Annotated in this window: 20 protein-coding genes, 3 tRNA genes and 1 pseudogene; 13 read left to right on the top strand and 11 right to left on the bottom strand. The window is 35.4% G+C overall.

The annotated features are described in order from the left end of the window. Positions 1 to 73 precede the first annotated feature (73 nt). Positions 74 to 355: a BufA1 family periplasmic bufferin-type metallophore gene (locus tag ACP6PL_RS00240; protein ID WP_426541323.1), complete on the bottom strand. Its 282-nt coding sequence runs from the start codon at positions 353 to 355 to the stop codon at positions 74 to 76. Positions 356 to 1,153: 798 nt separating this feature from the next. Here ACP6PL_RS00240 and ACP6PL_RS00235 point away from each other — a divergent pair. Further along, entirely contained in the window at positions 1,154 to 1,657 is a 504-nt protein-coding gene (locus ACP6PL_RS00235; RefSeq protein WP_426541321.1) for a hypothetical protein, read from the top strand. 1 nt (position 1,658) lies between these two features. Continuing rightward, on the top strand, positions 1,659 to 2,876 hold the full coding sequence (locus ACP6PL_RS00230; RefSeq protein ID WP_426541319.1) for an FAD-dependent oxidoreductase: 1,218 nt from the start codon (positions 1,659 to 1,661) through the stop codon (positions 2,874 to 2,876). Between the two features lie 264 nt (positions 2,877 to 3,140). Here ACP6PL_RS00230 and ACP6PL_RS00225 read toward each other — a convergent pair whose 3' ends face one another. From ACP6PL_RS00225 to ACP6PL_RS00215, 3 genes are all read right to left on the bottom strand, one after another. Next, the gene (locus tag ACP6PL_RS00225) at positions 3,141 to 3,983 is read right to left on the bottom strand and encodes a choice-of-anchor W domain-containing protein (protein ID WP_426541317.1); all 843 of its coding nucleotides are present in this window, start codon (positions 3,981 to 3,983) and stop codon (positions 3,141 to 3,143) included. 416 nt (positions 3,984 to 4,399) lie between these two features. Continuing rightward, a complete protein-coding gene (locus tag ACP6PL_RS00220) occupies positions 4,400 to 5,137 on the bottom strand; it encodes an SDR family oxidoreductase (protein WP_426541315.1) in 738 nt (245 codons plus the stop codon). Between the two features lie 285 nt (positions 5,138 to 5,422). Continuing rightward, positions 5,423 to 6,022 carry a DUF4126 domain-containing protein gene (locus ACP6PL_RS00215; RefSeq protein ID WP_426541313.1) on the bottom strand — a complete coding sequence of 200 codons (600 nt, stop codon included), beginning with the start codon at positions 6,020 to 6,022 and terminating at the stop codon, positions 5,423 to 5,425. 864 nt (positions 6,023 to 6,886) lie between these two features. Here ACP6PL_RS00215 and ACP6PL_RS00210 point away from each other — a divergent pair. Beyond that, positions 6,887 to 7,225, top strand: coding sequence for a hypothetical protein (locus ACP6PL_RS00210; RefSeq protein WP_426541311.1), 339 nt, complete (start codon positions 6,887 to 6,889; stop codon positions 7,223 to 7,225). 197 nt (positions 7,226 to 7,422) lie between these two features. Further along, positions 7,423 to 8,364 (top strand): annotated as a pseudogene (locus ACP6PL_RS00205) (sigma-70 family RNA polymerase sigma factor); the annotation flags it as partial. 40 nt (positions 8,365 to 8,404) lie between these two features. Here the strand turns inward: ACP6PL_RS00205 and ACP6PL_RS00200 are convergent. The 3 genes from ACP6PL_RS00200 to ACP6PL_RS00190 form a co-directional block, all read right to left on the bottom strand. Beyond that, positions 8,405 to 8,596, bottom strand: coding sequence for a hypothetical protein (locus ACP6PL_RS00200; RefSeq protein WP_426541309.1), 192 nt, complete (start codon positions 8,594 to 8,596; stop codon positions 8,405 to 8,407). 860 nt (positions 8,597 to 9,456) lie between these two features. Beyond that, complete coding sequence (locus ACP6PL_RS00195) at positions 9,457 to 10,188, bottom strand: VWA domain-containing protein (RefSeq protein ID WP_426541307.1); 732 nt, start codon at positions 10,186 to 10,188, stop codon at positions 9,457 to 9,459. A gap of 521 nt (positions 10,189 to 10,709) precedes the next feature. Then, entirely contained in the window at positions 10,710 to 11,495 is a 786-nt protein-coding gene (locus ACP6PL_RS00190; RefSeq protein ID WP_426541305.1) for a hypothetical protein, read from the bottom strand. Positions 11,496 to 11,913: 418 nt separating this feature from the next. Here ACP6PL_RS00190 and ACP6PL_RS00185 point away from each other — a divergent pair, with 418 nt between their 5' ends. Further along, entirely contained in the window at positions 11,914 to 12,465 is a 552-nt protein-coding gene (locus tag ACP6PL_RS00185; RefSeq protein WP_426541303.1) for a YHS domain-containing (seleno)protein, read from the top strand. A gap of 160 nt (positions 12,466 to 12,625) precedes the next feature. Here the strand turns inward: ACP6PL_RS00185 and ACP6PL_RS00180 are convergent, their stop codons facing one another. The 3 genes from ACP6PL_RS00180 to ACP6PL_RS00170 are packed head-to-tail and all read right to left on the bottom strand — an operon-like array spanning position 12,626 to position 17,547. Further along, positions 12,626 to 14,710, bottom strand: a complete 2,085-nt coding sequence (locus tag ACP6PL_RS00180) for a sensor histidine kinase (protein ID WP_426541301.1) — start codon at positions 14,708 to 14,710, stop codon at positions 12,626 to 12,628. Positions 14,711 to 14,748: 38 nt separating this feature from the next. After that, the gene (locus ACP6PL_RS00175; RefSeq protein ID WP_426541299.1) at positions 14,749 to 16,134 is read right to left on the bottom strand and encodes an ABC transporter substrate-binding protein; all 1,386 of its coding nucleotides are present in this window, start codon (positions 16,132 to 16,134) and stop codon (positions 14,749 to 14,751) included. A 39-nt stretch (positions 16,135 to 16,173) separates the two neighbouring features. After that, positions 16,174 to 17,547, bottom strand: coding sequence for an ABC transporter substrate-binding protein (locus ACP6PL_RS00170; protein WP_426541297.1), 1,374 nt, complete (start codon positions 17,545 to 17,547; stop codon positions 16,174 to 16,176). Between the two features lie 902 nt (positions 17,548 to 18,449). Here ACP6PL_RS00170 and ACP6PL_RS00165 point away from each other — a divergent pair. The 7 genes from ACP6PL_RS00165 to ACP6PL_RS00135 all read left to right on the top strand — a co-directional run bounded on the left by ACP6PL_RS00165 (position 18,450) and on the right by ACP6PL_RS00135 (position 22,676). Further along, entirely contained in the window at positions 18,450 to 18,728 is a 279-nt protein-coding gene (locus ACP6PL_RS00165) for an HNH endonuclease (protein WP_426541294.1), read from the top strand. Positions 18,729 to 18,993: 265 nt separating this feature from the next. Further along, positions 18,994 to 19,068 (top strand) — tRNA-Asp (locus ACP6PL_RS00160). Between the two features lie 167 nt (positions 19,069 to 19,235). Beyond that, positions 19,236 to 19,308 (top strand) — tRNA-Lys (locus tag ACP6PL_RS00155). A 14-nt stretch (positions 19,309 to 19,322) separates the two neighbouring features. Further along, a tRNA-Lys gene (locus tag ACP6PL_RS00150) sits at positions 19,323 to 19,398 on the top strand. A 519-nt stretch (positions 19,399 to 19,917) separates the two neighbouring features. Continuing rightward, on the top strand, positions 19,918 to 20,391 hold the full coding sequence (locus tag ACP6PL_RS00145; RefSeq protein ID WP_426541292.1) for an NADAR family protein: 474 nt from the start codon (positions 19,918 to 19,920) through the stop codon (positions 20,389 to 20,391). 258 nt (positions 20,392 to 20,649) lie between these two features. Beyond that, entirely contained in the window at positions 20,650 to 22,455 is a 1,806-nt protein-coding gene (locus ACP6PL_RS00140) for a S8 family peptidase (protein ID WP_426541290.1), read from the top strand. Next, on the top strand, positions 22,452 to 22,676 hold the full coding sequence (locus ACP6PL_RS00135; protein ID WP_426541288.1) for a hypothetical protein: 225 nt from the start codon (positions 22,452 to 22,454) through the stop codon (positions 22,674 to 22,676). Before ACP6PL_RS00140 ends, ACP6PL_RS00135 begins: the two co-directional genes overlap by 4 nt. A gap of 209 nt (positions 22,677 to 22,885) precedes the next feature. Here ACP6PL_RS00135 and ACP6PL_RS00130 read toward each other — a convergent pair whose 3' ends face one another. Next, complete coding sequence (locus ACP6PL_RS00130) at positions 22,886 to 23,317, bottom strand: pyridoxamine 5'-phosphate oxidase family protein (protein WP_426541286.1); 432 nt, start codon at positions 23,315 to 23,317, stop codon at positions 22,886 to 22,888. Between the two features lie 127 nt (positions 23,318 to 23,444). Between ACP6PL_RS00130 and ACP6PL_RS00125 the strand changes: the two genes are divergently transcribed. After that, positions 23,445 to 24,659: a tetratricopeptide repeat protein gene (locus ACP6PL_RS00125; protein WP_426541284.1), complete on the top strand. Its 1,215-nt coding sequence runs from the start codon at positions 23,445 to 23,447 to the stop codon at positions 24,657 to 24,659. Positions 24,660 to 24,722 lie beyond the last annotated feature (63 nt).

The raw sequence follows: 24,722 nt of genomic DNA, 5'->3' as shown, positions 1-24,722 counted from the left end.
CTCATTATCTTTAAACCATGAATTTATTCAAAAATACCTGGCAATAATCACTTAACTTTTTAGCTAATATATATTAAGATTCTGGAACATAGATTCTTGCACCAACAATTTTCTCACAAGTACCTTCAGGAACATAGATCCACTCGTTAGGATCTGAGTCTTTCTTAGCCATACCTGCACAGGTATGGCCATTAGCACCGCAATCATTCATGCCAGCTTTAACAACACCAGCACATTTTTCCATACCTTCTTTTCCAGCAAGAGCTTCCTGATTACTACCTAGAGTAGCGATACCAACAGCTAATACACCAGTCATTGCAGTAGCTAAAGCTAATTTTTTGTTGATGTTTTTCATGATTTTTATACTCCAATTAATTAATTTCAATCTTCACTTACAAAGTATCTACAATTGATATTAAGATAGTCTTTGAAAAATCTGAGACTTACCTGAGAAACTGGTAAATAGTTGGTGAGTATTTTTGAGCATTATGATTCCAATTTTCTCCCCCCCCATTTACCATTAAGTAATATTATAATAGAAAATTTTAAAATTTGCCATGGCCAAGGAATGACCAGGTAGTATCTTTAGCAATTCCCACATTACTAAAGTAATACCAATTCCATAAAATATTGCTACAGTCACAACACAGGGAACAGGGAATAGGGAACAGGTAACAGGAAAAAAAACATGATAAAAAAGAGAAAAAAAGGTTGAATTTATAGAATTCATGGGGTTTCCATTTTTTTATTGTAGGAAGAAATCAAAAAATCAGATGTAACTGCCTTTTTTTAAAATGGTATAAAAAATTATCAGTTTGAGGGAATAGGAAACAGGAAAGAAAAAAGACAAGCGTACCTCACGGTTAGTGAGAAATGCTGTATTATATTAGAGACTGTTTGTCAAGGAAATATAAAAAGGATATAGGAAACAGGGAATAGCCAATAGAGTATAGGGAGGAAGAAATCAAGACAACTATTTGTCAGTTAAAAATCTGGGAATATAATGTACTTTTCTACCTCTGGTATCTACCAAATTTAAATCTCTTGAAGTACTACTGCTTTGAGGTTTTAATCACTACGCATCTCTGATTCGACTTATTTGACAAACAGTCTCTTAGTAATTAATTTGTAGTTAATAATTATCTGCAAAATTATGCAACTTCAAACTATTTGGCAACTCGGCAGTAATAATCCACAAAATCCCAAGAATCTAGATACTATTCGTCAATGGTGGGCAGCTCTAGAAGGAAAAGAAGTTACTTGGCGACAACGACTAATTCCTGATAGTGGAGATATTTCAGAACTTGATTGGGAACCACAAAGATTTGATGAAATATTTCTCATTTCTCAACCAGAAATCCGTGGCATTACTCTTTATTGGCAGAAACCTAATTCTGCCACAGAAAGTAATACAACTGTGCAAAAATTAGCACTACATCATACTCGTCAGGAATTATATATTTTTCCACAGTCTCAACAAAAACTGGTAATTCGAGTTGTATTACCAAAAGTTCAATATCAAAGAATCGAACTGAATAATCCCGAAATCTTTGTCGAAAATAATATTCTCTTATTTCAGGATGCCAAGCAGTTATTAGAAGTAGAAATTAAACTAACTGCCGAACAGTTAAATCAATTAAAAGAAAAACTTAAATAAAATGACTAATCATACCCACGAAATTATTGATGTACAACAAACAACTTGTTGTATAGTTGGTGGTGGTCCAGCAGGAGTTGTATTGGGATTATTGTTAGCACGTCAAGGTATCCCAGTTACTTTATTGGAATTACATCAAGACTTTGATCGCGATTTTCGAGGAGATACTATTCATCCTTCCGTAATGGAAATAATGGCGCAAATAGGTTTAGCTGACCGTTTGCTAGAGTTACCCCATTCCAAAGTTCGGACACTCAAGTTAAATTCTCCCACTGGAGACATTACTCTCACTAACTTCAGTCGCTTAAAAACTCCATATCCCTATATTACTATCTTGCCACAAGCCAAATTTTTAGATTTTATTGCTACTGAGGCGCAACAATATCCCAATTTTAATTTAATCATGGGTGCAAACGTCCAGGAAATTATTGAAGAGGATGGAGTAGTGCGTGGGGTGCGTTATCGCGGTCATGGAGGTTGGCACGAAGTTAGAGCATTATTAACAGTGGGAGCAGATGGTCGTTTCTCGCGAATGCGTCAATTAGCAGGGTTTGAACCAATTAAAACTTCTCCACCAATGGATGTGATGTGGTTTCGTTTGCCACGCAAGCCAGAGGAAACTGATGGTTTATCAGGTCGCATCGGTAATGGTAAGATGATAGTCTTGCTCGATCGATCAGATTTCTGGCAAGTAGCTTATATGATTTCTAAGGGTGCTTTTGCAAATCTGCGTAATGCTGGTATAGATTTTTTGCGAAAGTCTTTGGTTGAGTTAGTGCCAGAATTTAGCGATCGTGCTCATCTACTAGAAGATTGGTCTAATATTGCTTTTCTATCTGTAGAGTCGAGTCGCCTTCCTAGGTGGTATCTACCAGGTTTACTGCTCATCGGCGATGCTGCTCATGTCATGTCACCTGTGGGTGGTGTAGGTATTAACTATGCTATTCAAGATGCAGTTGTTACCACAAATATTCTGAGCGAACCCCTCAAACGTGGAAGTTGGCATTTGTGGGATTTGGCAGAGGTGCAGCGACAACGAGAGTTTCCAACTAGAGTTATTCAATTGTTTCAGGAGTTAGCTCAAAAAAGGATTATTGCTCGTGCGCTGAATCAAAATCAGCAGTTTACTATTCCTGCTTTTTTGCGGTTGCCTGTACTGCGGGATATTCCGCCACAGTTGATTGCCTTTGGAATTTCACCTGTGCGTTTGAATAGTTAAATTTTAATGATTTGATGGTTTAAGTAAGACAACTTCCCCATCAGGTAAATTAATATTTTCTGGGAATTTTTCTGGGAATTTCGGTAGGGCTATTTTTTAATTCAGGAAATAGTTGTCATTCAGGAGGGTATTTGGGAGACCAAAACGGACAAGGAAGAAAGACGTTAATTTTAGTCAAATTTTCCGCTTTCATTAACAGTCTGTTAGAGAGCTTTTTCAAATTGAAAAAGCTTCCTTATCTCCCAAATACTCCTAGTCTTCTTTTTACTTTAAATTTTTCTTAGAGGATGTCAACTTAGTAAGTAAACCGCCACTACCCAAAGTCAGTAACCCAAGAATACTTGTAGGTTCCGGAACTTCTGTATAGGCAGTATAGTTAGAGGTACTCACCGTTTCTCCTTTTAACCCATAATTATCCAGGAAGTTTAAATCAGCATAGTTTGCTTCAAACTGAAAGAAGGCTCGGGAGTTAGCATTTGTCTCTTGCGGATTAAATGTAGACCAATCAAAACTGACTGTACCCCCCAACTCAAAACCGTCGATAAACGCATCGCTAGCAATGTATAAGTTTTGAGAATCAGCAGCATTCTCTGTATTAGTTGCATTTGCATTAGCTGGAGCTACCAGTGACTCCCCATTAACACTGTTAAGAGTTAAGTTGATGCTAGTACCTGCAGCCAACTTTTGATCTTCTTCTCTGACAAAAGTAGTAAGCTGCATTCCATTCACAGGGGAAATCCCTGCAAGGTCATAAATCAGGGTTTCGCTTTGCCCATTCTCCCCAGAAATGATAAAGGTGGCAATTTCGTCAATGTTATCCCATTGTAAGCGCCAGTCAAAAATTGTAGCATTTGACCACACCCAGTCAGCAGTGTCAGCAGCTATAACTCCAGTTTCTGGGGAGCCGATGGATAGTTCCTTCGTATTACCACCTATTTGAGCATCTATTTTCCACAACTCCTGAGTAGTACAGAAAAATGAGCAATTTGAAGGTCCGAAAGTGTCGTAGAATGTTAGGTCTGCTGCTGCAGCAGTCCGTGGCATGAAAATTAAACCTAGAGCTGCTGTGCTGAGGGTGGCATTTTGTAATATTGTTTTGATGTTCATAATATTTGTCAATCTATAATTTGTAAGTAGAGAGGTAGAAAAAACCGAAGTATTTAATCAAAATAAAAATTGCCCAAAACCTATTCCCTATTAGCTACTTATGGGGATAGTTTTTAATGCAAATTCACTTAAATATTGTGTATGATTTATCTTTATAGGGTTTTACCTTTTACAATCTAATTCAATCAAATTGCTTTCATTAAAAAATCGTTTTTATTTGCACAAAATACAACATTGATAAATAAGTTTCATACACCGTTACCTCTCTGTTAATATACTGGCATAACTGTTTTTCTCAGGTCAAGTGTAAAAGAGCTTCTTTACTGAATCTTTAAAAAAAAATGAGTTTCTTTACCGAATCTTTAAATATTTAATTAAATCTCTAATTGATTAGATACAAATTAGGAATCAATAATTTATCTTCCTTTGTAATAAGGATGTACATCAATGCTACAACCACCATCTACAAAAAGAGTTTGCCCAGTAATATAACTTGCCTCTTCAGAAAAGAAAAAACCAATAGTTGCAGCTACCTCCGAAGGTTTACCAAAACGTCTCATTGGTATCCCACTTATACATCGCTTTTCAACTTCACTGCCAGGTGGGCAAATACGTTTAGTCATTTCTGTTTCTATTCCTCCAGGAGCAACAGTATTAACAGTTATTCCACTCGATATCAACTCCAAAGCCCAAGTACGAGCCAAACCGATCATTCCTGCTTTAGCTATAGTATAACTGGTGCGGTCTTGCGCTCCCAAAGCAGCAATACTCGAAATATTAACAATACGACCCCATTTTTTTGCCTTCATTGATGGCACAACTGCTTGAACAGTTTGTATCGCCACACGCAAATTTAAGTCAATAACTGCATCTAAGTTATCCAGTGTCACCTCTTCTAGTGGTTGTAGCTGTACTATCCCTACATTATTCACAACTCCATCAAAAGCATACTGGTTGGTTAAATTAGCCAGAGTTTCTGTTGTGGCATGGCGATCGCTCAAATCAACTGTGACAAATTGACCAGGAAAGGGTTTTTCTGGAATGTGACGTGCTAGGCCAATTACCAGATGTCCTTGCTTGGCCAGGTATTCTGCTGTAGAGAAACCTATTCCCCTACTTGCACCAGTGATGAGGGTAATATGTTTTTGTGTCATTTTTATTCAGATTGAAATAATAAGTTTGACTAGAAATTTATAATAATTTGTCAACTTCAGATTAATTTTTGCTCAAAAGCAATTCCTAGAGAACTTTATCATCATTGTTATTTCCAGAGTTTATATAATTTATTTATATAAACTTTTCTCAAACTCCTATAGAGAAGTTCCATAGAACCTCCTGGTTTTATTATAGATATCCAATAATAAAAATTAAAATCAATTATTGTACATAAACTATTGATTATTTATCCCTGCTCCCTGCTCCGTCTTTTCTGGAGATATCTATTCTATTTGAGTTGGTGGTATTTCTGTATTATTTCTTTTACTCAATTTACGATGCAAAGCTTTTGCTCCTGACCATAGTAACCAAATCACTATAAATACTACTACAGCGGCTAATACTGGTACAGAAATCGCCAACATTGACAAGACGGTAGAACTAAGTAACTCCATTGTCGAAACTCCAGGATTTGCAAACCCTCCTGTAAGAGCTGTAGAAGCTAACCTGGTAACATCTGTTAAACCTTGTACTGCTCCCGCCGAGCCTCCACCCACAATAACTGCAATTGTCCACTGTAGCATTGGACTCATATCGCTGACAAATGAACCTGTAATTATAGTACCTGCAATGACTGCTGTTGGTGTGGCAATAATATCTAGTAACTCATCTACCCAAGGAATGTAATAAGCACCAACTTCTAAGAATGCACCTACTCCAAAAGCAACTGTTGCTTCCGGGGTGCCCATCCAAGTAAAATCATCAGACAGTTGTAAATGTCCTGATTGTGCTGCAATACTCATCACCAGTGGAGGTACAAATATCCGAAACCCACAAGCTGCACTTAAGCCAACACCTAGACAAATACCTAATAGAGTTTCCATATTTTTCTCCTAGTTTCTCCTGATAAAAACTGTTAATTTTATTGTCAAAATCTATCAGTTTGCTGATGATTATTTAATAATTATTAATTACTTCAATCGTTTCTCTGCTAATTACAGATGTATGAATATATATTATCAAAATTAGCAAATTAGATTTTGCTGTTAATTTTTAAGGTTATTTATGAACTAAATATAAATAATAATCCTAAGTGTTTCCTTTAAATATTAGTCGAAACGATAAAAATTTGACATAATTTTGTTAATATGGTATATATGTATAATACTGATCAATAGCCTCCAAACATAATAATTTGAAGATTTTGATGATAATTATTGACATTATTAAGATAAATGTGGTATCAAGAAAAAAACACAGATTCATAAAGCTCTTTGATGGTAGTGATAGCTAAAATTTCTCAAGCGCGATCATTGCTTGTCTTGGTTGAGGGTAAAGCCTTGCTTAATTTGAAGCTTTGAGTAACCAGGAAAAAATAGATATTCGTGTAAGAGAAACAGATTTCTATCGTTCTAATACCAATTCACTTTAAAGATGTCACAAATAGTTTCAAACTTTAGATGTGAAATCATTTCCTGAAATTACTGAGCGTGTCAAAATTCTGAGTCTATAAAATCTTAATGCATGACTTTTGAATACATGACTTCCGTGAAACGGTATAAGTTCTATTGTCCTAACGGTATCCAGAACAATCGCTCTCAAAACTCATATAATTATTCAGGAAACACAAAAAAATGTTCCTCATAAATTTGCCTATATTGAAAAAAAACAGAAAAAATAATGCTTTTAATTCCAATATTATGAGGAGCAAACATATTAAGATAAATTAATTGTGGAGATAGATGATAATGATAGGGGATTCATTAGAACTAGACGATCTAAGAAAAATTAGTAGCCCCAAAAAAATAGTAGCTTTGTTTGAAAAACTTGGCTATAATTTTCAATTAGAACATTTAGATATAGAACAATTAGAATTACCAAGTTATTGGAGTCAAACTGTCTATGATGCTTACAAAATTCATAACTATGAAAAATATGATTTAGAAGTATTTATTTTGGAGTTAGGACTAGAAGCATTTAAAACTAATCCTAAACTTCAAGAAAAAATAATAACTATTTATCAAACTCTGTCTAGAATCAAAAAAAAAAATTACTCATTTGTACAAAAAACTATAATCAGTTACTAATAGTTACTCCTCAGAGTAGAGAACATAGAAATTTTAAAATTAAATGGTGGATAATTGACTCTAAAAATCCTAGTTATTATGATATTTACTGGCTAGAAAATGTAGCTCTAAATTCTTGGAAATCTACAGAAGAATTTACAAACAAATATAATACTGAAAGTGGCTACGACCCAGATAGAGAACCGCCGAGCGCAACATTTACTGAAGACTCAATTCAACTTTATCACAAGCAAATTAATCAAGTCCCCCGCTTGGGTGCTGAGGAAGAAATTCATTTAGCACATCAAATTGATGAATTATTAGCTTTAGAGCAAATTCGTGAAAAATTAGAGGAAAAGCTCAAGCGATCGCCTAATGAAACAGAATGGGCAACGGCAGTAAAAATGAGTAGATGGGAACTGCGCGCTCGCCTGCGAAAAGGTAGACAAGCTAAAAATAAAATGGTGACAGCTAACCTGCGACTGGTGACATCAATTGCCAAACGATATCAAAACCGTGGGTTAGACTTCCAAGACTTAATTCAAGAAGGAAGTATAGGATTAATTCGTGCTGCAGAAAAATTTGACCATACAAAAGGTTATAAGTTTTCTACTTATGGTATTTGGTGGATTCGACAAGCTATTACCAGAGCTATTTGTGACTATTCTCGGATGATCAGGTTGCCAGTTTATCTCTACGAAACTGTTGCGCAAATAAAAAAAATAGTTAAGCAAATTTCAATGGAATGTTCTCCTATAACTGCAGAAGAAGTCGCTACACGCATGGAGATGACAACGGAGAAATTACGATTTATTGTAGAATGCGCCCAAGAAACTTTATCTTTAGACCACCCTATAGGTCAAGGAGAAAATATCATCTATCAGAAAGCGATCAAATTCGATGGCGAAACACCAGCAAAATATGTCTTTAAAAATTGTCTGCAAGAAGATCTAGAAACTGTTCTAAAAACTTTAACTGAACGAGAAAAAAATGTATTGCAGATGCGATTTGGTTTGGATGATGGTCAAGAAAAGACCCTGAAAGAAATTGGTGATACTTTTAATTTAACACGGGAAAGAATTAGGCAAATAGAGTCGAAAGCATTGAAAAAATTGGAAGATCCGAAGCGGCACCGTATTCTCAGAGAATATATTCGTTAGAAAATTATGTAGTGTCGGCACAGCAACAACCATATTATCATTATTTTTTTTCAGAATACTTTGTTTCAGGATTAGTTTGAGATTGTTTTGTAGTATCCTGTTTTATTTTGCTAGGTTGTTCCATTAAACCGGAAGTCTGCCACACAAAACTGACAATCATCATTTTAGCGAATGCTTCCAACTGCTCTAACTTTTCGTTACTCATTGGTTGATTTATATAATTAGCTTGCATGGTTTTTACTCCGATATTTTATAGACTATTAATAAACCTTTCAACAGATATATTTCTCAATCCGGTCAGGGTAATTACTTAATTTAGATGCTCAGTGATAGAGTAGTCTTGTTGATAAACAAAAGGTAAAAGGCAAAAAGTAAAAAAAAGGGGGATCAAGATTAACCAAAATTTCTTACTATTCCTTTACCCCAATAATTTCGTAGATGTGTCCACTATTAAAAACAATTGATTAAAGCAAACTTAACCTAACTGGTTAACTATCATATTCAGCTTCAGCATGAATCTGATAAATTCCGTATGAACATCAAGTTTACTATTCTTATTTTTAAGTTTTTTTGCGGAGATAGCCGTGACTTATATACTGAATTCAATGTGATTTATACTAGAAAATCTATGTGATTTAAAACACAATATATATTTTTTTGGTTAAAAATTCAGGAAGAAGGTAATAAATATAGTAAGTCAGTATTCAGCTCATTATTGTAGTGGTATGACACATCTAAAATTTTGTAATAGTAGGGGCGGGTATCCCACAAAAATTATCAATTCTTTCCCCCTACTCCCTACTCCCTCTTTTCTAGAGATGTCTACTGTGGTCTACTGAAATCAAAACTGCTATAGGAAAAACACAACAGTTAAAGTAGTTATAATGCTCAATGGATAAATAGTATTAAACAAATAATTTTTCCCTTTTCCTTCTTTTTTTATAATTAATATTACGGAATGCTTCGCAAACAGCTCTTAGCAGTCAGCTATGCAGCAAATAATCAATAATTCTCTCCCAACTTCTCAATTACTTTTACCTGCTCCAAAATCAATAGCTTATAGCTAATAGCTGATGTCTGAATGATTAAATATTAAGAACCAAAATATTTAGCATATAAACTTGGATATCTTTCTTTGACCCAAGTCGCTAATCCTTTTCTAGGGTCTCCCTCAAGTTGACGCTCAAGAGCAGCAATAATACCCTCATCCATTACTTCATCTATTAAGTCAAAAATAAATATATTACAATCTTCTCCTCGTCTTGATTGAAATTTATTAGCATTCAAATCAATTCCTAAGTAAAAATCTATAGCTCCCTTAGTCTCAATATCACTCCCTACACCAATCATTAAAACTTTAATTTCATCCTGACTATTTATATTAGAGCAAGTTTTACCAATAACATTAATAAACTCTTGATTATCATCAATTTGACCATCAGTATAGATAATTATAAAAGCACCTTTATCATCAGTTCGATTAGAAAACCACTGAGATATTGCCTCGTTTAGAGTCGGAGCAATATAAGTTGCTCCACCTGGTTTATTTTCTTTAAAAGCAGATTGTACTTGGGCAGCATCTCTAAGATAAATAGTTTTAGTAGGCTGTTGATTTCTATTGAAAAAATATAGAGTTACTTCATCACAAATATTGCCATAATCATCATCTTGTTCAGACAGAATTTCAAATACATGACCTTGTACAGTTTCTTGAAGATATTGCCAACGATTTTTGCTACCTGTCGTAGCATCAGAGATTGTCATGGAACCACTACGATCTATTAGAATAAAAACATCTCGATTATAAATTTGTGAAATTGGCATATTTGCTCTCCTTTGTAAGGTTAATTTTGTCAGTTTTTGCTAGCTTATGTTTTGCCAGATATTATCTACTATTTCTAAGATTTTACCAAAGTTTACCCCAATCAAAGATATCAGCAAATTAATCTGTTTCATACTGCGTTCATTAAAATTAACAAAACCCAAAAATATAGTATATTTTTATACAATTATTTGAATGAATTAGGAAAATTTATTTGTAACCATTCAGCTATTAGTTATTAAATCACTGTGTCGATTAGGGCAATTAGTATTGAGAGATTGAGCGATAATTAAAAGTCTGAATAAAAACCCATACTTTAGCATTACTTATGATTAATATCAAATTGAAATGACTATATATTAAAGACGGATAAATTAATGGATTTCATAATTCTATACAACCTCACAAACTCACATAAAATTGGTATAAAAAGCACCATGACTGACTGTTAAGAGGTGTTTTTGGAGGATTTCGGCACAGAAATGTTTACCTTTATTTATCCCTGATAAATTTAATTAAATTATTAAAATTTTAAAGTTTTAGCTAAGAAAGAAACCGCACTAATAATCCCAATAATTATCATTAAACTATTAAAGTATTTTGAGAGTTTAGTAGTAAATTTTTTTTCTGGTAAGGTTTGATTAATAATCTGCCAATCTGAAGAGACAACGAGAGTAGATAAGCCACGCCAAATATTAGCATCAATTAAAACTTTCTCTTTTTTTATTTCCGTAACAACTACTATGAAACCCTGTTGATTTGGCAAGGAATATTCTTTCAATTCGGATGCTAATTCTTCTTGACGTTGTGGTGAAATTGCTGCAATTTTTTGAGCTGTATTTGGCAACTTATCTTGAAGTGATTTTTTTGCTGCACTAATGTTAGTTAATTTCTCTATATGTTCAAAATTAACTTGAAACCCTAGCTCTCCTCCTAGGATTACAGCTTGACTAATTTGTGTTGTTAAATATTGTCTTTCTTCTGTATCTAAAGCAGTAGCAGCTAACATCCGCAAAATTCTTTCATTATCCAGATAATCTGGCATCAACCAAGCCACAGAGATGCGAATTTGACGATGGGCAAAATCTACTCGCTCTACAGGTTCAATACTTGTTAATAAAAATAGTAAACTATTATTTTTTCGACTCAAAACGATTGAAGCAGACTCACTATCAATTATTTGAGTTGCTTCTTGAATAATAGTTGGCAAATCTTCTTTATCTACTCTAGTTTGACTCTCTTCAGTAACCTTTAACCAACGGTAATCATCATCCTGAGAAAAACCTCTACTTTCAATATATATTTCCATATAAATCTTCTTTTGAAATATTGATAATTTAGGGATAAACAATTTAACAAAGCTGTCAGAAGTCAGCAATTAGTTGGATAGAAATCCGTTCTGCTCCGCGTTTCATATTGCGTAGCAAAACATTTTTTTAACGTCTGGATATTAAGGTATTATATTGGTCGCTATAATATGTTAACATCCAAAAATCACAGAAAATATCAAAAAATAGACATTTGACAAGTATTTATATCGCATCAATGGCCAAAGAAATGTTGAGTCACAACCGATTGCCTCAAACTAAAAGTCCCGATGCTAGCGATATGAAGGATTTTTTACAAAGAGTTTCAGGAATTTCTCATAGTTTGCTCATTTGACTGGCTTAAGTTAAGTTAAGGATGTCGATCCTGCAATACCAAAATCATTTTGAGCAAAAGTTAAGATGAAACGTCGATATTTTGTCCTCTCTTTAGTTAGTTTCGGGTTGATCATGGGGTGTGCTTCCCGAAAAACAAAAGATTCACCTCAGCTATCAGTGGAAGTATCAACCAATCCTGCTATTGCCGTATCGTCCAATAAAGCTGATGAATCTAAAATCACCAGTGTCACAGAGCCAATTTTTGCGGAAAACGGAGTTGCCATTCGAGGTACTGACCCAGTTGCGTATTTTCAAGTAGGTCAACCTGTCCAAGGAAATAAACAATTTACTCACAACTGGATGGGTGTGAATTGGTGGTTTTCCAGTGCCAAAAATCGTGACTTGTTTGTAGCTTCTCCAGAGCAATATGCCCCGCAGTATGGGGGTTTCTGTGCTTTTGCCGTTGCTAATGGATACACAGCCCCTATCGTTCCAGAAGCCTGGAGTATTGTCGAAGGGAGACTATATCTCAATTTCAGTTTAAGGGTTCGCGCTCGATGGGAACGGGATATTCCAGGTAATATTGCCCGCGCTGATGAAAATTGGCCTGCTGCCGCCGCTAAGTTTCGGGGGTGAAGTTCTAGTTGTTTGGTTAAGCTGTGCCACAGCTTGACCAGATATGCTGCTTTTTGTCAACTTGTGTCTTTTGTAGCGATCTAAGTCAGTTAAGTCATTTAAAAGTAATATAAAATAACCCTGCTTGTTAGGTCAAATCAACAATAATATAAATTATATTTCATGGGTTATAACCATAGACTATCGGTAATTCAATCACAAATTCTGTACCCTGACCAACTACAGAATTACAGTAAAAATTTCCCCCATGCTTTTCAACTATAATTTGATAACTCAGGGATAACCCTAAACCTGTACCTTTTCCGACAGGTTTAGTTGTAAAAAAAGGGTCAAATATTCTCTGTTTTACTTGTTCTGGTATTCCTAGTCCGTTATCAATAATATGGATAGATATATAATCTTTATTTATAGCTTCTGTCTTAATTTTTATCTGAGGTTTAGTAGAACAAAATTTAGATTTGAATTTTTCCCATGACATTTCTAAAGCATCAATACCATTAGCCAAAATATTCATAAAAACTTGATTGATTTGACTTGCTAAACATTCAACTAATGGCAAATTAGCATATTCTTTAATTATCCTAATTTCTGGATATCCTGACTTATTTTTCAGGCGATTTTGCAAAATTAATAGAGTACTATCTATACCTTCGTGAATATTAACTTGTTTTTGTTTGGATTCATCGTGACGGGCAAAGTTGCGTAAGGATAAAACTATTTCTTGAATTCTTATAGCACCTTCTTCCATAGAATTCAGCAAACTAGGAAAATCTTCTCTGATAAAATCTAGCTCTATTATACTATGTCTCTCTCTAATTTCAGCTACCGGATCTGGATAATATTGCTGATAAAGGTTGAGTAAATCTAATAAATCTTCTGCATAATCTCTGGCGGGTGAAATATTGCCATAGATAAAGCTAACAGGGTTGTTTATTTCATGGGCAACCCCGGCAACTAACTGACCTAAACCTACCATTTTTTCATTCTGAATTAATTGAGCTTGAGTTTGTTTTAACTTCTGAAGAGTGTGCTCTAAATCTGTATTTTTTTCTTTTAATTCTTGGGTTCTTTCATCAACTTTAACTTCTAAAATATGACTGTAATTAGATAGTTCCTGATATGAATTGTTTAACTGTTTAATCATTTCATTAAAAGTCTGAGCAAGTAAACCAATTTCGTTTTTAGTTAATACTGGCACTTTTTGAGTTAGATCGCCTTTACTTACTAACTTAGCTGTATGAGCGATCGCTAAAATTGGTCGTACAATTTGACGACCTAATAACAACATAGCTATTGCCATCATTAAAGCTAATGTCAAACCAATTAGCAAAATTGAACCAGCAAGATGACGAGCAGGTGCAAATGCTTCTGTTTGCTCTATTTCTGCTAATAATGCTAAGTCTTGATATTCCAGCCACCTATAAACACCAATAACTGGCATTCCTCTATAATTTATATACAACCCTTGGCCATTCTTGCCATTAATAGCAGCATTAATAGCTTGACTACTAATGCCATCAGGAAATTCCTCTGAACCAAATTTTGTAGCTGAAACAAATACATTTCTTCTCGACAAACTACTACCGATATTTCCTACTAAATAAGTTTCAGCTGTTTCTCCTAAACCTGCTTGTTCGCGAATAATACTATCAATTCTGTCTAAGTTAAGATGAGTAGCAAACATTCCTAGTTTCTTACCATTTTCACTGAGAATAGGGATAGCAAAGGTAATCATAGGTTTACCTGTTTCAGCAGAGCGGTAAAAGTTTGATATTAAGTTATCTGTGGGAGATTTTGTTACTTCGCTATATTGAACTAGAGGTTGATATTTGCCTACTTTTTTGGAATTACTGGAAACTAAAATTCTGCTACTTCTGCTTAAAATAAAAATTTCTTGTAAGCTATCAATATTAGTAGCAAAAGATGTTAAATAAGTTTTGAGAAAAGCTTGAGATGATTCATATTCTGGAGTATATTTTTTGCTTGTTAGTAGTATTTTTGCTTGGTTATTAATTTCTGGCAACTCGGCGAGCGCTATGATATTTTTTCGTCGATCTAATACCCAGAAATTAAGTTCCTTTTCTTTAAGTTTAGCAGCAAAGTTAAGCCTCTCAAATACTGATTCTTTTAAAGATTCTCGTGCTTGACTAAAAGTCGTATATCCGACAATTGATATTGTCACTAGGGACAAAACTAAAAAAGAACCTACTATTTGAATTAGGAGGCTTTTTTTCCAAAAGTACATGATTCTATCTCCACATTTTTGACTTTGCCAAATTATATTTAACTTTGAGTTTTCCACTGAGAAAATATTTCTTGAATTTGGTTAATAGCTATATCGGTGGCCTCAGTTGGTGATAAACCTTGAATTAACACTTGCTGCATTGCCTTACTCCAAATGTTTTCTGAATGTACTTGAGAATAAGCATGACTCCTAGAATGATCGAATAAACTAGTCTGATATTCAGTAAACTGTTGAGATGCGACAGAAATATGAGGGTCTTTTTTATTAGTCCAAAAAGGGTCTTTCCATAGTTGAGGCATAATCGGAAAATAGCGACCTCTGGAACCTTTAATGTAAGGTCCTAAGTTCTCTGGTTCTACTAAATATGATAAAAATTCTTTCGCTAGTTTAGGATGAGCAGAAGATGTAAAAATTACAGGTTGTTTGATAGAAACTAAAGATGTAGGTTTTGCTCCATTAGGATTATTGGGAAAGTCAATAGTTCTCATTTGATTCAAGTAAATTTCTTCATCTTCTTGCTGGGAACCAGGAATCGACATACTTGGATTAATTGTCATTAAAGTATTGCGATTAAGGAAATTAGTATTATTATCATAATTAAGCCAATTAATCGCATTAGGTGGAACATACCCATTTTTATAAAAGCTAGTATACCAGTCTAAAATCTCTATAATTTTTTGTCTGACTGCTGTTTTATCTATTTGTAATTTGCCCTGTTCATCTAGTATTTGTAAATTGTTAGCTTCCAAAATTTGTTCAAATACAATAGAAGTATCTGTACCATCAATAGACATAGGTAAACCTAAACCATAAATATTAGTTTGGCCTTGTTGACGTAAATTTTTTTGTGCATTTTGCCAAAACTGCCAAAATTCATCCCAATTTTTTGGTATTTCTTCTCCCAAATTTGCTTCACGAATTAAATCATACCAGTAGTGGATATGGAGACCTTGCTGCATTATTGGTACTGAATAATTAGAAGATTTACGATTGACATTATTGTATAAATAAACAGACTTTAAAATAGTATGGCTGTAGAAATTTTTTACAGGTGCAATTACATCTGAAACATCTAGTAATTTACCCTCCCACGCCCATTGAGGAATCAAAGTAAATTCTGCTCTTTCTGAGAATAGAAGATCGGGTGGTTTACCTGTTTCTAAACCATCAATAGTCGCTTGCAAAATATCATCCTCACTGAAAAACAAAAGTTCAACTTTATTATCTGTTTTGTCTTCCCACTCAGCAACTATTTTTTTGAGAGCTTCTTCTTGCTCTGGATAATATCCCCGATTCCACCAAATTGTTAATACTTTCTCTGACTGAAATTTTTGGACAGAATTTTGAGGCTGACTTGCATTACAAGTTACTAAGATAAAACTAAGTATGAATAATACAATTATTGCTAAAAATTTATTTTTCATAATTATCATCAAGTTTAAAGATTATTCTTTTTTCTTAGTTTACCATTGAGAAAATATTTCTTTCATTCGCTTAATAGCTAAATCTGTTGCTTCAGTTGGTGATACACCTTCAATTAACACTTGTTGCATCGCTTTACCCCAAATATTTTCTGAATCTACCTGAGAATCAGCAGGGTTGATCGAATTGTTAAATAAAGAAATCTGATCTTCACTAAATTGTTTAGATGCCACAGAAATATGGGGATCTTTTGTATTACTCCAAAAGGGGTCTTCCCATAGTTGAGGCATAATCGGAAAATAGCGACTTTTTCCACCTTTAATATAAGTTCCTAAATTATCTGCTTGTATTAAATATGATAAAAATTCTTTCGCTAATTCAGGATGAGCAGAGGATTTAAAAATTACAGGTTGTTTGACAGATACTAAATATCTAGGTTCTGTTTCATTAGGATTATTGGGAAAGTCAATAGTTCTCATTTGATTCAAGTAAATTTCTTCATCTTCTTGTTGAGAAGCAGGAATCGACATAGTTGGATTAATTGTCATTAAAGTCTTGCGATTGAGGAAATTAGTATTATTATCTGAATTTATCCAATTAACTGCATTAGTTGGCACATACCCATTTTTATAAAAGCTGGTATACCAGTCCAAAATCTCAATAATTTTTTGCCTGACTTCTGGTTTATCTACTTGTAATTTGCCTTGTTTATCTAATATTTTTAAATTATTAGCCTCCAATATTTGTTCAAATACAAAGTAAGTATCTGAACCATAAATAGACATAGGCAAACCCAAGGCATAAATATTATCTTTACCTTGTTGACGCAGAACTTTTTGTGCCTTTTGCCAAAACTGCCAGAACTCATCCCACTTTTGAGGTATTTCCTCACCTAAACCTGCTTCAAGAATTAAATCATGCCAGTAGTGAATATGAAGACCTCGTTGCATTATTGGTACAGCATAATTAGAAAATTTTGACTCAATATTGTTGTATAAATAAACAGACTTCAGTGCAGTATTATCGTATAATTTTTTTACAGGTGCAATTACATCTGAAACATCTAGTAATTTACCCTGCCAAGCCCATTGAGGAATTAAAGTATATCCTGCTCTATAAGAAAAAAATATATCAGGCGGTTTACCTGCTCCTAAAGCATCAATAGCTACTTGTAAAATGTCATCTGGACTAAAAAACAAAAGTTCAACTTTGTTGTCAGTTTTTTCTTGCCATTCAGTAATCACTTTTTCTAGAGACCGATCTTCTTCTGAATAGTATCCCCGATTCCACCAAATTGTTAATATTTTCTCTGATTGAGGTTCTTGTAGATAATTTTCAGGTTTATTTCCACTACATGTAACTAATATTAAACCGACTATAAATAACAATATTAAACTGATTAATTTATGTTTCATAATTATCTAATCCGGTAGTTGTAATAAATGTAATTTCTACATGGGTATTTATTATCATTAGCTGTAAGTTTTCAGGCTTCATTTTTCAGCTTTTTTATGACTGACTTGACTGAGCGCTAGACGCTTTTTAATAATAGCATGAGAGCCAGTTAATATCCTAATTTAGTTATTTGGTTATTAGTTTTTGATAACTCGGCGATATACCAATTATCATCAGGAATGAAGTACAAAGTTCTAGGTTTTAGGGAATACCTTCACTGGGAAGAGGAAATAAATACTCCAAAAAACCCTATAGCCAAGATATTTTTATGATGAGTTTAGTCATTTGTCTAAAAAAAAATGATATTATAAGTTGAATTATAGCACTCGAAGCAAAGATTAGGACATTTCTAAACCATGAAACCCTTTGACAGTCTGTTGTTCCCTCTTCCCTGTTCCCTATTCCCTAACGCGTAGCGCTATAATTGACAGAAGGGGACTGTGGTATGACTAAAGCACGATCAGGGAGATTCAACTCCAACCAATTATGGACACCGATCATGACAGTGGTATTTTCAAGACTATTGCTCCACCCAACATCTTCGGATCGTAGGAACGATAATTTTTGACTCGTTTAAAATATAAAAGGGCGTTGGTGATTTCGGCTATGATTGTGTTTTAATGGCGATGGCCTAGCTATTAACTGAAAAGGATTTTATATTTGGCAAAATTTATGTTTCATAGCTTGATTCACCAACGCCTATAAAAGTATTTCTCAGATAAGATTTTTCATATTTCGGTTGCTACAACAAATATTTCTAATTTCTCAGCAATATTGTGAAAGGCGATCGGAAAAATTGGGAGAAGTATTCCGAAAAATGACAATAGAGGAATGTTAAAGACAATAGAGAATAATTTAAAATATGCAATGTGAACTATGTGATAGGGAGATGAAACGTTTAAGCGTTCATCACTTAATTCCTAGACAACAGACCAAACGCAAGAAAGCTGAACCTGGCTCGACTATTGATATATGTTCCGCTTGTCATCGCCAAATTCATGCTTTCTTTGACAATAAGCGTTTAGCTGAAGAATTGAATACTATAGAAAAGCTCAAGCATGAACCACAAATGCAAAAATTCCTGTTATGGGTTAGGAAGCAAAACCCAGATAGAAGAGTACAAGTACATCGCCAGAAATAAAAACTTTCATTCCTTAATATTTGGTGTTGAGATTCTGAAATTCAGTTTTGGCAAAGGTTCTATCCAAGTTGAAAAAAAAATTTCCTAGACCCTTGACAACTTTGTAGTATTTATGTATTATAAAGCTATAAGGCAGTTGAGAGAGAACAAACAAAAGTAACTCACTCATAAGTTCTGAACCTTGAAAAGTAAATTTTTTTATACTACAAATAACTATTAGCTTTGTAGTCGTCAACGACTACAAAGCTGATATAGGATCAAAAATGAGGGTGTAGCTTAGTTAGTCTAGAGCGCCTGTCTGTCGAACAGGAGGTCGCGGGCGCAAATCCCGTCACCCTCGCTCATAGCCTCGTGGGCAAATAGATAAGTCGCTCTGGTTTTCACCCAGGGAGAAGCGGGTGCAAATCCCGTCGAGGCTTTGAAAGGGGGAGAGTGTAGGAAATATAACGTTTTTTTATTATACTCCCCTACCGCCTACACCTCCCTTTCAATCATCGTGTGAAACATGGGTCGCTAACTCAATGGTTAGAGTAGCCGCCTTTTAAGCGGAAGGTTCAGAGTTCAAGTCTCTGGCGACCCATTCCACTAATAACAGGGTTGTTAGCTCAGTTGGTAGAGCAGCCGCCTCTTAAGCGGAAGTGCATAGGTTCAAATCCTATACAGCCCACCAAATTTGCGACAGCAACACTCTTCTAAAGTGAAGGTTCTAGATTCAAATCCTGGTGGAGGCGTTGAACAAGTAAATGTTCAAAATATAAAACGATTAAAGGAGGTTGCTTTCATTGAAATTATTTAACACCAACCTGTGCAATTGACCCTAGCGTGACCCAACATTTAGAGCTTACATACTTAGTACGAGAGGAATAGTAACATTGTTAAACGCAGTGGGCGCGTGAGAACGGGGAGTGCGAAGAACCCGAGAGGTGGGCTTTAGAAGTAGCCATCCTTTAAAGAGTGTGTTCTGAAAACTCATCGGCGGAGTTCCCCTAGTAACTGAGAAAGCGCATAAAATGCTCTCATAACTTGCACGTTAGGCAATTTGCACTTTACAGTACAGCAATTTTCAGATTGATGAACCACATTGTTACAACCAAAACCCTGTAGGGGCTCATCGCCATCAGCCCCTAGAAAATTGCTGTTTAATATTAAGTATATTACAAACAATTTATCAGCAAATTTTTTTGGATATATGCCTATTTATTTTTACGGTACTCGCTCACAACCTTATGGTTGCTTTTCTAATTTTTCCCGACATGGTTTTGAACTTGAAGGATATTGGTGGGTGACAAATGAACATTATTTTCAAGCTCAGAAATTTGCTACTACAGATCCTCTGTGGTATAAGAAAATTCGGGAGGTAAAAACCCCAAGAGAAGCAGCAAAAATGGGGCGCAGTAGGAAATATCCACTGCGAACAGATTGGGAACAAGTCAAAGATGAAATTATGGAACGAGGTGTATTAAAAAAATTTGAAACTCATGCCGATATTCGTGAAATTCTACTGTCAACAGATGATGAGTTAATTGTAGAGAATTCTCCCACTGATTATTATTGGGGTTGTGGCAAAAATGGTACAGGTAAAAATAAATTAGGACTAATTTTAATTGCGGTTCGTGAAACATTGCGCGATCGCGTAGCGGTGCGTAGCACTATCGCTACTTAAATGAATATAAATCAAACCTCCCCAAGTTGATGAAATTAGTATTACTTCCCTTTTGTTGCTGCGGAGGACTTTTCAACCTGATTCTATTTTCCCCTTTCTCCACTTTTCCCCCAAGTCTACTTTGTCTGACCCGGGTTATCCCTATAATTCTCAAAAACATACCTTGTAAGCAGGCCATGTCGTAAGATTTCCGTCCAATACTGTAAACTCTAAGCTAGAGTAGTAAAAAAGTCCTCAGTATAGTGAATATCTCAAACAATGAAAAAATTTCTGTTTGTCTGCTTATTCTTAATTGGACTTGGTTGGGCCTTATCTAATTTCTCTGGTTTGGCCAATAAAGGAGTCTACGACTCAATTGTGTTAGACTTCCGTGAAGATATCGGAGTTACTAAAATTGTCGATCAAATAAGGACAATCTCTGATGAATACCAAGTCACACCTCGTTTAAATAGTGAATTTTCTTTATCAGATAATGTATATATTGTCAAGGGTGATCGCCAACTCCTCAAAAATTTAAGAAGCTCTCTAGGCAAATATACTGAATATATAGAACCGAACTATGTCTACAGCAAGGATGCCATCATCTTTGAAAGTGGTGACGACGTTCCTAACGACCCCATGTACGGGAAACAATGGAACCTCCGGAGTATCAATGTCGAATCTGCTTGGAATGAAACGAAAGGCGACGGCATAACAGTAGCAGTTATTGATACAGGCGTTTCCAAAGTTCCAGACCTGCAAAAAACCAAATTTGTAGCAGGGTACGATTTTGTTAACGACCGCACATCAGCTACCGACGACAATGGTCACGGTACCCATGTCGCAGGGACTATTGCCCAAGCTACCAACAATAACTATGGTGTAGCAGGTATCGCCTACGAAGCTAGTATCATGCCCCTAAAAGTATTAGCTGCTAGTGGTGGTGGTACAGTTTCCGATATTGCTGAGTCCATAAAATTTGCTGCTGATAACGGTGCAGACGTTATTAATATGAGTCTTGGTGGTGGTGGTGAAAGCCAAATAATGAAAGAAGCAATTAACTATGCCCACAATAAAGGGGTAGTTGTCATTGCTGCGGCAGGCAATGCTAACCAAAATTCAGCAAGCTATCCTGCTCGTTATCCCCATGTTGTTGGTGTCTCTGCTACTGACCCCGCTGGAGAAAAAGCTCCCTACTCCAACTTTGGTGCAGGAGTTGATATTTCTGCTCCTGGCGGTTCCACTAAAGGTCAAAATGAAGCTGGCGGTATTCTGCAAGAAACCATTAACCCAGAAAATGGCAAGAGTGTATTTGCTTCCTTCCAAGGAACAAGTATGGCATCTCCCCACGTTGCAGGTGTGGCAGCATTAATAAAAGCTAGTGGTATTGAAGACCCAGAAGAAATAACTAATATTCTCAAAAAATCTGCCAGAACTGTAAAAGAAGACCCATTAAATCATTTTGGTGCGGGTCAGTTAGATGCAGCAGCAGCAGTAAAGTTAGCAATTAAAGGTCAAATAACTTTCCGCGACTTCTTCCGGTGGTTGTATGATAACGGTTATCTCAATCCTGGTTTTTGGCTTGATGGTGGCGCAGTGGCCTTGTTGCCGAAGTTGGCAATGGTTTTAGGGTCTTATATATTAGCTTGGTTACTGCGGAATTATTTCCCTTTCAGTTGGAGTTTCCCCCTACATACTGGATTAGTTGCTGGTAGCAGTGGGTTATTTTTCCTGCGTGGTTTCTATGTATTTGATTTACCCCAATGGCCAATGCGTGTAATGGGTAGTTCTGTACCCGAACTGGGTGGAGCAATTCAAGGTAGTGGTATTTTGAATCCCATTTTTGCTAGTGTTTTGATTCCAGCATTATTAATAGTGTTCTTATTAGGTAATCAGCAATGGAAGTGGGTAGCGATCGGTACTACTATTGGTGTGGCTAGCTGTTTAATTGTGAGTGCAGTTATCGATCCTGCTGTTTGGGGATTAGGTGCTGGTATACCTGCTCAAATTTTCCTAGTTTTGAATGCCCTGTTATGCTTAGGTTTAGCACGTTTGGCAATTAGAACAGAGGAAAGGTTAACATGAGTAGTATTACAGTGAATGGTACTGTGGAAAAACAAGGATTTGGTACTGGTACTTGGGCGTTAGTGAGTGATAGTGTAACTTATGAACTAAAGGATGCTCCTACCGAGCTATGTAAGTCTGACCAGAAGGCGAACGTTACAGGTGTCGTGCGAGATGATGTAATGACGATCGCAATGATTGGTCCAGTATTGGAAGTTGAATCTTTCGAGATATTGGAATAGTAAGCTATGGCACTACCCGCAAGTTAGAAGTCAGAAGTAAGATCTGACATAGTTTTAGCATTTAGTAATCTCCTAACCTTTGTTTCGACTGCTATAAGTTGTCACGGTTGAGATTTACAAAAAGCCTGCAATGCAGGCTTTTTTTTATTGGTTTATTTTTTGAGTAATTTCTACTCTTTTATCAAGAAAATAATCCTCATAAGGTTCTGTCACATTAACCCAAATAGTTTTGGCATGAACCGAAATAAACGTCGTGGTCCTGAGTCAAGAAAATATTTTTTGTCTCTTTTTGGCTTGCCATTTTTTGTGTAGATACTATCAATTGCTTTATTGAATATTTCGTTTTCTACTTCAATAACTTCAGCTATACCTTGGAAATAAACACCAAATGCGTTGCCACTTACTGCTGTTGAATCATAAATAACTGCAAAAACCTGCCCATTATTAATAATATTTTGAGAGTGTTGATTTTCTTTCCATGATGACCAATAAAATGTGTAATTTTCATCAAAGCCGTAATAGACAGGTGAGTTCCAAGGGTGTCCTTCTTGATCTACTGTTGCTAAGGTGAGATAGGTAATTTTATTGAGTACCTGTTTTGCTTTTTCAGCAAGTTCCTTTATGGGGGATGATATCTGCATATTGAAATTATAAAACTAATTTTATTAGAAGTATTATAGATTCAATTTGCATAACCTTTCAAATTTGGGAAATATATGAGTTATAAAATACTCCAAAATCTTGATGGACAGGGGATAGAAAAAAACTATGGTTAAGAGAATTAAACAGGCCAAAAATCACAATTCAATTACTAATATATTATTGGGTAGCTGTGTCTCTTTGAGTTTAACTATAGTTGGCAGTATCCCATTATTATCAACTACCGTTGGGGCAAATATTAGTGAGGCAACAATAGCCCAACAGTCAGAAGAAAAGACTCAAGACCCCACTAATGTTGCAGCAGAAAAAGCCTTTGATGAAGCAAAGCAACTGTATCAAGAAGGAACAGCAGAATCTCTGAGTCAAGCGATCGCTAAATGGGAAGAGGCACTATTACTATTTAGAAAAACTGGCAACCTGAGTAGGGAAGCAGCTACTCTCCATAATGTTGGCCGTGTCTACAGTGATTTAGGAGAAAAACAAACAGCACTCAATTACTACAATCAAGCTTTACCTCTCAGACGGCAAGTAGGCGATCGGGGTGGGGAAGCAACTACTCTCCATAATGTTGGCCGTGTCTACAGTTATTTAGGAAAAAAACAAACAGCACTCAATTACTACAATCAAGCTTTACCTCTCAGACGACAAGTAGGCGATCGGGGTGGGGAAGCAAGCACTCTCACAGGCATTGGCCTTGTCTATAGTAACTTAGGAGAAAAAGAAAAAGCTCTCTCATTATACAATCAAGCTTTACCTCTATCTAAAATGGTAGGCGATCGCCGTGGGGAAGCTACGACTCTCAATAATATTGGCCTTGTCTACAGTGATTTAGGAGAAAATGACAAAGCTATCTTATTCTACAATCAAACTTTAGTTCTAGATCGAAATTTGGGTAATCGTCGTGGGGAAGCCATTACTCTCAATAATATTGGCCTTGTCTACAAAAACTTAGGGGAAAAGGAAAAAGCACTTTCGTTTTATAATCAATCTTTACATCTATCTGAAATAGTGGGCGATCGCCTTGGGGAAGCTACGACTCTCAATAATATTGGCAATCTTTACAATATTTCAGGAGAAAAAGAAAAAGCACTTTCATTCTACAACCAAGCTTTACTTCTCAGACAGCAAGTGGGTTATCACTGTGGAGAAGCTATCAATCTCTATTATATTGGCAGTATCTACATAGACTTAGAAGAAAATCAAAAAGCTCTCTCATTTTTTAATCAAGCTTTACCTATATTTCAAGAGGTTGGCGATTATAGTTGGCAAGCTCATACTCTCGATTATATTGGCATTGTTTATAGTAACTTAATAGTAACTTAGGAGAAAAGAAAAAAGCAGTTTCATTCTACAACCAAGCTTTACGTCTCAGACGGCAAGTGGGCG

The sequence above is a fragment of the Dapis purpurea BLCC-M126 genome (assembly GCF_050015975.1).
Taxonomy (GTDB): Bacteria; Cyanobacteriota; Cyanobacteriia; order Cyanobacteriales; family Microcoleaceae; genus Trichodesmium.
Note: the sequence above shows the minus strand (reverse complement) of the source record. Positions and strands in the feature narration are given on the sequence as shown.